Origin of the sequence: Bradyrhizobium sp. Gha (assembly GCF_900113735.1) — a bacterium.
Taxonomy (GTDB): domain Bacteria; phylum Pseudomonadota; class Alphaproteobacteria; order Rhizobiales; family Xanthobacteraceae; genus Bradyrhizobium.
The window spans coordinates 90,084-101,998 of sequence record NZ_FOQM01000009.1 but is presented as its reverse complement, the minus strand read 5'-3'; the positions used below and the strand labels follow the sequence as shown (position 1 = coordinate 101,998).

The 11,915-nt window shown below is 62.7% G+C and carries 11 protein-coding genes; 5 read left to right on the top strand and 6 right to left on the bottom strand.

What is annotated here, in order from left to right:
- Positions 1 to 2: 2 nt before the first annotated feature.
- A complete protein-coding gene (locus BM222_RS14500; RefSeq protein ID WP_092228977.1) occupies positions 3 to 764 on the bottom strand; it encodes an SDR family NAD(P)-dependent oxidoreductase in 762 nt (253 codons plus the stop codon).
- Positions 765 to 960: 196 nt separating this feature from the next.
- Between BM222_RS14500 and BM222_RS14495 the strand changes: the two genes are divergently transcribed.
- Genes BM222_RS14495 through BM222_RS14475 form a run of 5 tightly spaced genes read left to right on the top strand, consistent with a single transcriptional unit; the run spans position 961 to position 6,686 of the window.
- A complete protein-coding gene (locus BM222_RS14495; RefSeq protein WP_092228904.1) occupies positions 961 to 1,779 on the top strand; it encodes an alpha/beta fold hydrolase in 819 nt (272 codons plus the stop codon).
- Between the two features lie 7 nt (positions 1,780 to 1,786).
- Positions 1,787 to 3,076: an acyl-CoA dehydrogenase family protein gene (locus BM222_RS14490; RefSeq protein ID WP_092228903.1), complete on the top strand. Its 1,290-nt coding sequence runs from the start codon at positions 1,787 to 1,789 to the stop codon at positions 3,074 to 3,076.
- A gap of 2 nt (positions 3,077 to 3,078) precedes the next feature.
- Positions 3,079 to 4,605, top strand: a complete 1,527-nt coding sequence (locus tag BM222_RS14485) for a class I adenylate-forming enzyme family protein (protein WP_092228902.1) — start codon at positions 3,079 to 3,081, stop codon at positions 4,603 to 4,605.
- Positions 4,602 to 5,690 (top strand): NAD/NADP-dependent octopine/nopaline dehydrogenase family protein, encoded by a 1,089-nt coding sequence (locus BM222_RS14480; protein WP_092228901.1) that lies wholly within the window; start codon positions 4,602 to 4,604, stop codon positions 5,688 to 5,690. Before BM222_RS14485 ends, BM222_RS14480 begins: the two co-directional genes overlap by 4 nt.
- A gap of 3 nt (positions 5,691 to 5,693) precedes the next feature.
- The gene (locus tag BM222_RS14475; RefSeq protein ID WP_092228900.1) at positions 5,694 to 6,686 is read left to right on the top strand and encodes a 3-hydroxybutyryl-CoA dehydrogenase; all 993 of its coding nucleotides are present in this window, start codon (positions 5,694 to 5,696) and stop codon (positions 6,684 to 6,686) included.
- Here BM222_RS14475 and BM222_RS14470 read toward each other — a convergent pair whose 3' ends face one another.
- From BM222_RS14470 to ilvD, 5 genes are read right to left on the bottom strand one after another with little or no spacing between them, the layout of a single operon-like run.
- A complete protein-coding gene (locus BM222_RS14470) occupies positions 6,687 to 7,733 on the bottom strand; it encodes a 2,5-dihydroxypyridine 5,6-dioxygenase NicX family protein (RefSeq protein ID WP_092228899.1) in 1,047 nt (348 codons plus the stop codon).
- Between the two features lie 34 nt (positions 7,734 to 7,767).
- Complete coding sequence (locus tag BM222_RS14465) at positions 7,768 to 8,535, bottom strand: ABC transporter permease (protein WP_092228898.1); 768 nt, start codon at positions 8,533 to 8,535, stop codon at positions 7,768 to 7,770.
- Positions 8,532 to 9,317 carry an ABC transporter permease gene (locus BM222_RS14460; RefSeq protein WP_092228897.1) on the bottom strand — a complete coding sequence of 262 codons (786 nt, stop codon included), beginning with the start codon at positions 9,315 to 9,317 and terminating at the stop codon, positions 8,532 to 8,534. The genes BM222_RS14465 and BM222_RS14460 overlap by 4 nt, the downstream gene beginning before the upstream one ends.
- Positions 9,314 to 10,153, bottom strand: a complete 840-nt coding sequence (locus tag BM222_RS14455; RefSeq protein WP_092228896.1) for an ABC transporter ATP-binding protein — start codon at positions 10,151 to 10,153, stop codon at positions 9,314 to 9,316. The genes BM222_RS14460 and BM222_RS14455 overlap by 4 nt, the downstream gene beginning before the upstream one ends.
- Before the next feature lie 32 nt (positions 10,154 to 10,185).
- On the bottom strand, positions 10,186 to 11,880 hold the full coding sequence (gene ilvD, locus BM222_RS14450; protein WP_092228976.1) for a dihydroxy-acid dehydratase: 1,695 nt from the start codon (positions 11,878 to 11,880) through the stop codon (positions 10,186 to 10,188).
- Between the last annotated feature and the right edge of the window lie 35 nt (positions 11,881 to 11,915).

The window sequence follows — 11,915 nt, the reverse complement described above, 5'->3', positions numbered from 1 at the left end:
CGCTAGATTTCGCCACCGGCGACCGCAATCGCCTGCCCTGTGATCGCACTGGCGTTCTCACTACACAACCAAAGAACGGCATTCGCGACTTCCCGTGGCGCAATCAGGCGCCCCTGCGGATTGTGCTTGGCGAGCTCGGCGATCGCCTGTTCCCGGGTTCGCCCGGTCTTCTTCATGATGTGGTCGATGCTACCGGCAACCAGGTCGGTGTCGGTGAAGCCGGGACACACCGCGTTGACGGTCACGTTGCTGCCAGCCAACTCCAGGGCAAGCGAACGCACCAGACCGACAACGGCGTGCTTCGCCGCCGCATACGCGCTCACATAGGCATAACCCTTGAGCCCGGCCGTCGATGCAACCGCAATGACGCGCCCATAGGGTCGATCCTTCATCCCTGGTAGCACCGCCTGGACGGCATGGACCACTCCCATGAAATTGACGTCCATCATGCGTGCGAAAAGAGCACTGTCCGATTTCGCGAACGGCGCAGATTCCGCACTGCCCGCGTTGGCGATCAGGATATCGATCGGCTTTCGCGCATGCGCGGCGGCGATCGCCGCCTTTAGCGCAGCTTCGTCCGAGACGTCGGCGATGGCCGAAAAATGCGCAGCGCCTGCGCTCACCCCCTCTTCGAGCGTAGCGGCATTCCGGCCGAGCACCGTGACGGTAGCGCCGGCGCCGACGAGAGCCGCAGCAATCGCGCGGCCGATGCCGCGACCGCCACCGGTCACCAACGCGTGCGGCGAAAGCGGCAATCCGGACATGCGCTTGCTCCCTGTGATCTGCTGATCGTCGTTCCGATATATTTTAACCTTCAAGCTTTTGCAACGGAAGCGCAGATCGACGCCGCGAGCGCGTTCGAGTGCGGAGCGGCCCCAAAGATTGCTTTAAGTATAAAATTATCCCTTCCCATCCCCCACAGGCCTGTTAGCATCCCCAGGCTAAGCAAAAGGATGTCGCGTGTCGCAGCCTGCGCCAATGATAACAAGGGATGGACGTTTCACCTATGAAGCCGCTGGCGATCCAGGCGGAACGCCCCTGATTTTTCTGCATGGCATCGGCGGCGCGGCGCGGGCCTGGCGGGAGCAGCTTGCCACGTTCGGCAACCGCTTCCGCACCATCGCGTGGGACATGCCTGGCTATGGCGGTTCGGCACCGCTCGCCAGCGTCAGCATCGCTGCCCTGGCTGATGCACTTCAGCAATTCATCGCACAGATCGGCGCGACGAAACCCATTCTGGTCGGTCATTCGATCGGCGGCATGATCGTCCAGAAATGGCTGGTGCAATCACCAAAGCTGGCGCGCGCGATCGTCCTCGCACAGACCAGCCCCGCCTTCGGCAAGGCCGACGGCGACTGGCAGAAATCGTTCATCGCGGCGCGGCTAGGCCCGCTCGATCGCGGCGAGACCATGAAGTCGCTGGCTCCGTCGCTTGTGAAAGAGCTTGTCGGTGACGATCCAGACCCAAAGGGGATGGAGCTTGCACGCGCGTGCATGGAAAGCGTGCCCGAAGCCAGTTATCGCGCCATGGTGCTCGCCCTGATCGGGTTCGATCAGCGCAGCACGCTCAAGGATATTTCCGTCCCGACGCTGCTGCTGTCCGGCTCGAAGGACAACAATGCGCCTGCGTCGATGATGGCAAAGACCGCGACTTACATTCCAGCGGCCGAATATGTGGAACTCCCCGGCGTCGGTCATCTTGCCAATTTAGAGCGGCCTGATGCCTTCGGCCGAGCTCTCGATGGGTTCTTGGACTCTGTCGCTACAAACCACGGGTGACTGCGCCATGACTATGCAACTCAGCAAGAACATCGGCGCAGCCGACAAGGTCGCGCTTGATGCGCCGATCTTCGATCCCGTGGCGTTTCGCCTGAACCACGAGCAAGCCGGCATCATCGCGCGAGCGCGCGAGATCGGCCAACGCGTGTTCGCCGGCCGCGCTGCGATATACGATCGCGAGGCTATCTTTCCGACCGAGAATTATTGCGACCTGCATCGCGTGGGCCTGCTCGGCATCGCCATACCCAAAAAGCACGGTGGATTGGGAGCGAACTACCAGACCTACGCTCTCGCAGCTGCGGAGATCGGCCGTTATTGCGGCGCGACTGCGCTGACCTGGAACATGCATGTCTGCTCGACACTGTGGTCGGGGCCTTTGGCTGATGATCTCGACATGGACGCGGAGACACGCGCGGAACACGAAAAGCGGCGGGCCGTCCATTACAGGCGTATCGTCGAGGACGGCGCGATCTACTCGCAGCCGTTTTCCGAGGGCGGTGCGGCAGCCGCAGGCGGCGTTGCCTTCGGCACGGAAGCAAAACCCGTCGAAGGCGGCTGGGTCGTCAGCGGCAAGAAAATTTTTGCGTCACTCTCCGGCCACGCAGATTACTACGGCGTGCTCTGCACGGAGATCGAGGAGGGCGAGAAAGCCTCGCGGCGCAACACGCTTTACCTCGCCATTCCCGCGAAGTCGCAGGGCGTCTCGGTCGTCGGCGACTGGGACCCGCTAGGCATGCGCGGAACAGTCTCACGCACGCTGCTGTTCAAGGATGTGTTCGTTCCGGATGATTCTGCGCTGATGCCGCGCGGCGTTTACTTTCAGGCGGCGATGCGCTGGCCGCATATGTTCCTGACGCTGTCGCCCACCTATATGGGGCTAGCGCAAGCCGCTTACGATTTCACGGTAAGCTATCTGCGTGGCGAGGTGCCGGGCATGCCGCCGGTCAAGCGCCGGATGTACCCAACCAAGCAGATCGCGGTCGCCCAGATGCAGGTCAAGCTTGAGCAAATCAAGGCGATCTGGTTCCAGGCGGTCACGGAGGCGCGGGCTAATCCAAGCAAGGAGCAGGTGCTCCGCGCCTATGCCGTGCAATATTCGGTGATGGAGGGTGCCAACGAGCTTGCCGCGCTTGCGATCCGCACCTGCGGGGGGCAAGCCATGCTGCGGTCGCTGCCGCTGGAACGCATCTATCGCGACAGCCGCTGTGGCTCGCTGATGCTGCCCTGGACGGCCGAGCTCTGCCTCGACCGCATCGGTCGCGAGGCGCTGTACGAGGCCGGCGAAACGGACGACTGACGGTGGATCTCTGCAGTCTGATCGATCGTAACGCGGCGTTCGCGCCAGACAAGACGGCCGTTGCCTTCGAGAGGGAGCGGCTGAGCTACGCAGCGTTCGCCGATCGCATCAAACGCGCTGCAACAGCCTTGAAGCAGGAGTTTGGTGTCGGACGCGGTGACCGCGTCGCGATCCTGAGCCTGAATCGGCCGGACTACCTGGTCCTGCTCTACGCGTGTGCGCGGCTCGGCGCGATGCTGGTGCCATTGAATTGGCGGCTGGCGGTGGCCGAGCAGCTATTCATCCTCACTGATGCCGGCGCCAAGGTGCTGCTGCTGGAGCAGGCCTTTGAGGGAATTCTTCCCGAACTCGCGCCAGGGATTGCCGTCGTCGGCCTCGATTTTGCACCATCCCGCGGCACAGCCTTCGAAGACTTGCTGGCGTGCAAGGGAAGCAGCGGACGCAATCCGCACACCGATCTCGCCTGTCCGCTGCTGATCGTCTACACGTCCGGCACGACGGGACGGCCGAAAGGCGCGGTCCTGCGCCAGGAGGCGCTGTTCTGGAACGGCGTCATGAGCCAGCACATGCACAACATGACGTCCGACGATCATGTGCTGACGGTGTTGCCGTTCTTCCATGTCGGCGGGCTCAACATCCAGACGACCGCGGCACTTCAGCTTGGCGCGACCGTCACGATCCACGCCCGCTTTGCGCCTGATACGGCGCTCGCCGCCATCGAGCGGGAACGGCCAACCTTGACAGTCATGGTGCCGGCGATGATCCAGGCCCTCAGCGAGCATCCCGCCTGGACAACGACGGATCTCTCCTCGCTGAAAGCGGTTACCACCGGTTCGACCATCGTACCGCCGCACCTTATCGACCGTTTCGTCGCGCGCGACGTGCCGGTGTTGCAGGTTTATGGCTCGACGGAAACCTGCCCGATCGCGATCTATACTCGCCTCGGCACCGACCTCTCACCGTCGGGATCGACCGGACTTGCCGGTCTCTGCTGCGAAGCGAGGGTGATCGATCAGGAGGGCAACGAACTGCCGGCGGGCACGCCCGGCGAGATTGCAGTGCGAGGGCCCAATGTCTTCTTCGAATATTGGGGCAACGCGGATGCAACGCGCGATGCGCTGCACGACGGCTGGTATCGCACCGGTGACATCGGCCTGTGCGACGCGGATGGCTATTTCTGGGTCCGTGACCGCAAGAAGAATATGATCATTTCCGGCGGCGAGAACGTCTATCCGGCCGAGGTCGAGCGCGTCCTGCTCGAGCATCCCGACGTCAGCGAATGCGCCGTCATCGGCCGGCCTGACCCGCGCTGGGACGAGGTCCCGATCGCCTATGTCATCCGGCGATCCGGCTGCCGTCTCGAAGCTGACGAACTGAGAGCGCACGTTCAGGCGCAGCTCGCCCGCTACAAGATTCCACGCGATATCATCTTCGTCACCGACCTGCCACGCACTGCGCTGGGCAAGGTCCAGCATTTCCTGCTGAAGCAACTTGACGCGCAATCGCGCGCGCAAGGAGAAGCATCTTGAAGATTGCGGTCCTGGGTGGGGGAAACGGGTCATTCGCGGCGGCGGGCGATTTTGCGCTGTCAGGGCATGAAGTCCGACTTTGGCGCCGTGACGCTGAGCAGGTCGAAGCACACCGTGCCGCCGGCTCGCGCATCTCGGTGAAGGATCACAATGGTCGCCACGACGTGAAGCTGAGGATGGTGACAACCGACATCGCGAAAGCGGTCAGCGGGGTCGAAATCATCTTGTGCCCGGCGCCCGCGTTCGCCCAATCGGACATCGGCCGCCTCCTCGCCCCCCATCTGCAGGACGGACAGGTCGTTTTCCTGTCGCCGGCCACATTCGGCTCGATGATCTTCGCGCAAGCCGCGCGGGACGCCGGCAATCGCGCAAAAGTGAGCTTCGCTGAAACCGGCACGCTGCCCTGGCTCACCCGCAAGCACGGGCCGTTCGAGGTCGCGATCACCATCCGCGCCAAGCGACTACCGGTCGGCGTGTTCCCGCTCGACCAGGCGCCACATGCCCTCGAGGCGATTGGACGCGCCTTCCCTCATGTGATCGAGCCCTGCGGCGACGCCTTGTCCGGCGCGCTGATGAACGCGGGCTGCATCATTCATCCGCCGCTAATCGTGATGAACGCTGGCCCGATCGAACATTTCGAGCGGTGGGACATTCACAAGGAAGGCACCCAAGCTGCGATCCGCCGGGTGACCGACGCCCTCGACGCTGAACGGATCGCGGTGCGCGAGGCGCTTGGCTATGGCGCACCGCATTTCCCGCTCGCGCACCACTACGCGAAGGAAGGCGAGATCTGGATGTATGGTCGCGGCTCGCACGACCGCCTGACCGATTCCGGCGACTGGCGTGAGCGAATCGTGCTGACCGAGCACCGCTACATGCGCGAGGATCTGCGACTTGGGTTGTCGCTGCTGGTGTCCGTCGCCAGGCTAGCGGGCGTGGCCACCCCGCTGGCCAATGCTTTCCTGGCCATCGGTGGTGCAATCTGCGGCGATGATTTTGCGCAAGGTGGCCGCACCTTGGAGACGCTGGGGCTTGGCAAGCTTCAAAAGGCCGAATTGCAGACGCTGCTTCGGGTGGGATTCTGATCGATGCCCCGCCGCGCCAACATCGCCTGTCTCGGGGCCGGTCGCATGGGCCGCGGCATCGCCGTGGCGTTCGCCTATGCAGGGCACGCGGTCACCATGATTGATATCAAGCCCCGTTCAGCAGAGGATTTTGCAAGGCTGGAAGCTGACGCACTCGGCGAAGTCGGAAGGACCTTCGCCAGCCTGTCCAAGCTGGGACTGCTGAGCGCGACCGATGTTGATCCCCTGATCGCGCGGGTTTCGGTGGTTTCGGCCAGCCAAAGCGGCGCTGCCCTGTCCGAAGCTGGAATAGTCTTCGAGGGCGTTCCTGAGGTGGTTGAACTCAAGCGCGAGGTGCTTGGGGCGGCTTCTGCACAGATCGGCCCCGACACGATCATTGCATCGACCACGTCGACCATCCTCGTCGACGATCTTTCCGGCGCGATCGTAAACCCTCGCCGCTTCCTCAATGTGCACTGGCTCAACCCGGCCTATCTGATCCCGCTCGTGGAGGTGTCGCCCGGCAAGCTCACCGACCCTGTCATCGTCGACGAGGTCAAGGCGCTGCTCGAAGGCATCGGCAAGGTGCCGGTGGTCTGCGCGGCAACGCCCGGCTTCATCGTTCCACGCATCCAGGCGCTGGCGATGAACGAAGCCGCGCGCATGGTCGAGGAAGGTGTCGCCAGTGCGGAAGAGATCGACAAGGCGATCCGCCTCGGCTTCGGGTTCCGCTATGCCGTGCTGGGGCTGCTCGAGTTCATCGATTGGGGCGGCGGGGATATCCTCTACTACGCTAGTCGGTATCTGGAGAGCGCACTCGGGAGCGACCGCTATCGCGCGCCGGAGGTGATCTCCCGCAACATGCAGGAAGGCCGGATCGGCCTGCGCACGGGGGCCGGCTTTCTCGACTATTCAGGCCTCGACGTCGACGCCTATCGTGCAAAGCGCCTCCAGGCCATGGTCGACCTTCTTCGGCACTTCGACCTCGCTCGTCCGCCGGTGCTCGACCGGAACTAGCTAGCCGAAAACATCCTGGAGCACACCGTCCCGAACCACGGCAGCGCCATCGAGCTCGATGGTTGTCCCCATCATCGGCAGATCGAAATGGCCGGCTGTATAGCGGCCAGCGAATTCGTTGGCGCCAGTCGAGAACAGGAAGTTGCCGGAGACGGCTCGGATCTCTGTGCCGTTGGTGTCGCGCTGGTCGTACATCGACAACGCCTCGTAGCGCGCGCCCGGATTCATGCCAAAGCCGACATGTGAAACGGCATAGGCCTCTCGATCGCCCCAGGCGGCGAGATAAGCGCGCATCATCGCCGCATCCGTCCCCTCGCCTTCGAGCTCGACAACATAATCATTCTTCAAGGTCATCTTTACCGCTGAGGTCAGATAGCGCTTGAAGGTAAGATTGATATCGCCGGGCGCCATCACCAGCGTGCCGTTGATCGTCCCGCTCTTGGGGAAGCTCACGACGATGCCGCCCGGCCAATGCGCCAGCGTGCCCGGCTTGTCCGTCCATCCCCACACGCCGACCGTCGAAGCGCCGACCATGTCGACATCGAGCGCCGTGCCGGCTTTCGAGGTGACCCGCATCCGCTTCGTCCCGCGCAGCATCTTCGCGGCCGCGCGAACGCGCTTCTCGAGTGCGGGATCCGGCACCATTCGCTCCAGCGCTTCTGGATGCTCGTTGGAGATCACGAGGATGCGCGCACCGGCCTTCAATATCTCGGGCGTCTCCGCCGCGTGCATCAGACCTTCGATGGTGCAATCCACCACGAAGCCGGCCTGCTGGAGCGCTGTGACGACCGGGCCAAGCTTCTGAATCGCCTCACTCGCTCCCGTCGAGCGAACCGGAACGATATTTCGATTGCGCGGCGTCGGCATGACGACGTGAAACGGCCGCGCCCCCATCCGCAACAGCGCGAGTTCCGCCAGATGCACGTTCAATGCCCTCGACTGCGTCTCTGAGAGGATCGCCGCGATATCGCCGGCCCTGACGGCGCAACGCTCAAAGATCTCGCAAAAGGCGTCGATCCATTTTGCCTCGATGCGGTCAGCCAGCATAGTTCACTCCTGGTCTTCTGGTTTCTTGTTCAGATCACGCGTCCGGGAAACCTCGCAGCAGGTACGACCGCACGGCGCCCAACAGGCCATTCAGAATCAACCCCAGCAACGAGATCGCAATCAGAGGCACGAACATATCGACGGCCTGGAAGGTCCGAGCCGCTGTTACCAGAGCATGCCCCAACCCGTCCGTCGACGTGATCATCTCGGCCAGAAATACCACGATGCAGGAAATGACAAGGCCAATCCGGCAACCGGTCAGGATCGACGGCATCGCCGCCGGCAATACAACCTTGAACAAGATCTCATAGCGCGGCGTTCCCGCTGCCATGGCAGACCAGACCAGCTTTTGCTCCACCGTCGAGGCCCCGTAATAAGTGGATAACAAAATGGGAAAGAGCGCGTCCGCGGCCACCAGCGTGATCTTCGATCCGTGGCCGAATCCAAGCAACAGCAAGAGTGCCGGATAGAGCGCGACCTTCGGTAATGGTGCCAGCACACGGACGATCGGCCGGACCACCGCATTGATTACGGGACTGGCTGCAGCCGCAACGCCGATGCTGACACCAACGATGACTGCGATTGCAAAACCGGCAAATAGCCGGATCAGCGTGGCTACGATTTCCTCCTGAAACGTCCATGTCAGGAGTTGCTGCAGCAGCCGGCTGAAGACGAGGCCCGGCGGAGGCAGCAAAACCGTCGGCGCGACACCGAACGACACCAAGCCTTGCCACAGCGCAATCACCAGCACGATCGGGGTCAGTCCAAAGATGACGTTTGCTGAGAGATAACGGGGCATCATGAGAAGCTCAGCGGCATGTCGAACTGAGGCTCGGACCAGCGCACGAGCCTCGTGCGGACGCGTTCGAAAACCGCATCGAGGCAGATGCCCATCGCACCGACGATGATAATCATCGCGTAGACCGTGTCGTATTGGCCCATATCAAGCGCGTTGAACAGGATGTTCCCTGCCCCTGATTGGCGTGCGATCATTTCGCTCGTGATCATGGTGATCAGCGCCAGCACCAAGCCAGTGCGGCAACCGGTCAGGATCTCCGGAAGCGCCGCAGGCAGCACGATCCTGACCAGGCATTGCAGGGGCGAGAGTCCCATCGCCGCGCCTGACCACAGCATCTTCTCTTCGACGGCTTTGGCGCCCTCGAAACTGTGATAGATCACGGGCAGACTGACGCCCAGGAAGATCACCAGCGTCTTTGTGATGTCACCGACACCGAGCCACAGCATGATGATCGGCATCAACGCCGCTTTTGGCACCGGATAGATCACCATCAGAAGAGGGTTGAAGAAGGCCGAGACCGCGCGGCTACGACCCATCAACAAGCCCAGCGGAATCGAGAGCAGCACCGCTATACCGAACCCGACCGCCATGCGGCGGAGCGAAGCGAGGATGTTGATCAACGATTCCTTGTCCCCAAGGATATCCGGGATTGCGCGGACCGCATCGGTCGCAGTTGGAAAGCTGTCGCTCTTCAGCCCAAGCGACGCAACCTGCCAAATTGCCAGCAATCCGATGCAGGCCAGCACGGGAGCAGTTCGCTTCACCAGGGCAGCCGGCGAGATCATAAGGGCGCCCCGGCTTCCTCGCTTTCGTCGAACATGCGCTCGATGTCGACGACGTATTTCTGGTAGCGCGGATCGAGCAACAGCTCGTTGCGGCGCCGCGGTCGCGGCAGGTCGATAGCGATGACCTCCCTGATACGGCCGGGAGAGTTCGACATCATCACGACCTTGTCTGAAAGGAAGACGGCTTCATCGACCGAATGGGTGACGAACAGAACCGTCTTGCGGTCACGCTCCCAGATATTCAAGAGATCGTTCTGGAGACGCGTCCGGGTGTGAGCATCGAGTGCACCGAAGGGCTCGTCCATCAACAAGACTTGGGGGTGGTAGGCCAGCGTCCTGGCCAGCGCAACGCGCTGCTTCATGCCCCCCGACAGCTCCTTCGGATAGAAGTTCTCATAACCCTTGAGGCCGACCATCTCGATCAGCGCACGGCTCTGCGCTTCTGCTTCGGTGGCCCGCACACCCCGCTGGCGCGGGCCATACATGACGTTGCCCAGCACGGTCTTCCACGGAAACAGCGCGAACTCCTGGAATACCGGTCCACGATCCGGACCAGGGCCGGTGATCGCCTGCCCCTTCATCTTTGCCGCGCCTCTGGTTGGACTGACAAAGCCACCGACGATGTAAAGCAATGTCGACTTGCCACAGCCGGACGGACCGAGAATGGAAACGAACGCGCCCTCCTCGATCGTCAGGGAGATCTCCGATAGAGCCAAATGCTCCTTGCGCGCCGAGGTCTGGAAAACCTGCGAGACGCGGTCGATCTCGAGGATCGCAGAAGCCGGCTTTTGTGACGTCAGCGGTCTCACCCATTCGCTCGAAGGCATTATCTTCATCCCGCCTCTCGATTCACTCACGCGCGCAACGCTCAATCGAACCACGGCCACTGGGCCGGCCCCTCGTGCGTGACCGCTCCGCCGGGTGCCTGACCGACCAGACGCGCATACTTTGCGAGCGCACCTGCACGATGACGCGGCGGGCGTTGCTTCCAATCGCGTCGGCGTCCAGCGAGTTCCTGCTCATCGACCAGCAGGTCCATGCGGCGACCGGCAGCATCGATCCGGATTCTGTCGCCGTCGCGGACGAGCGCCAGCGGACCGCCGACAAATGCTTCCGGCGATACGTAGCCGATACACATACCGCGGGTGGCGCCTGAGAACCGGCCGTCAGTGATGAGGGCAACCTTCTCACCCATGCCTTGACCGTAAATGAGCGCGGTGACGCCGAGCATCTCACGCATACCGGGACCACCGACCGGACCTTCATTGCGGATCACCAGCACTTCGCCGGCCCTGTAGCTGCGGTCCCGAACAGCCGCCACACAGGCCTCCTCATCCTCGAAGACTCGCGCCACACCCTCGAAGAGCAGGCTCTTCAAACCCGCAACCTTGATGACCGCGCCGTCGGGACAGAGATTGCCCTTCAGCACAGCAACACCTCCGTCGGGCATGATCGGCGCGCGGGCGGCGTAAACCACTTCACCATCGGGCGCATTGGCGGCGCCGTATTCTTGCTCCAGCGTGCGGCCGGTGATGGTCAGGCAGCTGCCATCGATATGGCCGCTTTGGATCAACTCGCGGATCACAACGGCAGCGCCGCCGATGTCGTAGACATCCTTCGCCGTGTACTTCCCGCCCGGCCGCAGGTTCCCGATCAGCGGCGTTCTGGCAAAGACTTCGCCGACGTCATCGATCGTGAATGCAATGCCCGCCTCGTTCGCGATCGCCGGCAGATGCAGTGCGGCATTCGTCGATCCGCCCGTCGCGGCAACGATCGCCGCGCCGTTTTCCAGGGATTTCCGAGTCACGATGTCGCGCGGCAGCGGCCCGCCTCGCTCGAGCATCTCCATGATCAGACGCCCGGCTCGGCGCGAGATCTGCGCGCGCTCGGCATAGACTCCGGGCACCATCGAGACGTTGGCAATCGTCAGTCCCATCGCCTCCGATACCATCCCCATCGTGTTCGCGGTGAATTGGCCGGCGCAGGCACCCACGGTCGGCAAGCAGGCACGCTCGATCCGCTCGAGCGCCGCAGCGTCGATCTCTCCGGTCATGAAGCTGCCGACGGCCTCGTAGGAATCGAGAACGGTCAGCGTCCGTCCATCCACGCCGCCGGGGAGCGAGCTCCCGCCATAGATGAAGATGGAAGGCACGTTGCAGCGAACCATGCCCATCATCACGCCCGGGAGCGTCTTGTCGCATCCGCCGTACCCGATCAGCGCATCATAGGCGAGACCATGAACGACGGCCTCGATGGAGTCGGCGATCAGCTCACGCGAAAACAGGGAGAACTTCATTCCCTCATGATTCATGCTGATGCCGTCGGACACAGAAATGGTCGAGAACTCCCGGGGCGTTCCGCCGGCTTCCTCGATTCCGAGCTTGGCGGCAGCCACCTGGAAATCATGGGTCATGTTGCAGGGCGTCTGCTCGCCCTTCATGCTGACGATGCCCACCATCGGCTTGGCGATCGCGGCGTCGTCCAGGCCCATCGCGCGCATGAAAGCGCGATGGGGGGCCCGGTCGAGGCCGTCAGTTGTGATCCGTGATCGCAGCTTCTTCATGCCTGCATCATCTTCATGCAACGTCCCGCTCACGG

Bases quoted from the DNA above. Each gene is read 5' to 3' on its own strand.
- BM222_RS14500 (WP_092228977.1), bottom strand. From the start codon at position 764: ATGTCCGGATTGCCGCTTTCGCCGCACGCGTTGGTGACCGGTGGCGGT.
- BM222_RS14490 (WP_092228903.1), top strand. From the start codon at position 1,787: ATGACTATGCAACTCAGCAAGAACATCGGCGCAGCCGACAAGGTCGCG.
- BM222_RS14475 (WP_092228900.1), top strand. From the start codon at position 5,694: ATGCCCCGCCGCGCCAACATCGCCTGTCTCGGGGCCGGTCGCATGGGC.
- BM222_RS14470 (WP_092228899.1), bottom strand. From the start codon at position 7,733: ATGCTGGCTGACCGCATCGAGGCAAAATGGATCGACGCCTTTTGCGAG.
- BM222_RS14465 (WP_092228898.1), bottom strand. From the start codon at position 8,535: ATGATGCCCCGTTATCTCTCAGCAAACGTCATCTTTGGACTGACCCCG.
- BM222_RS14460 (WP_092228897.1), bottom strand. From the start codon at position 9,317: ATGATCTCGCCGGCTGCCCTGGTGAAGCGAACTGCTCCCGTGCTGGCC.
- BM222_RS14455 (WP_092228896.1), bottom strand. From the start codon at position 10,153: ATGAAGATAATGCCTTCGAGCGAATGGGTGAGACCGCTGACGTCACAA.
- ilvD (WP_092228976.1), bottom strand. From the start codon at position 11,880: ATGAAGAAGCTGCGATCACGGATCACAACTGACGGCCTCGACCGGGCC.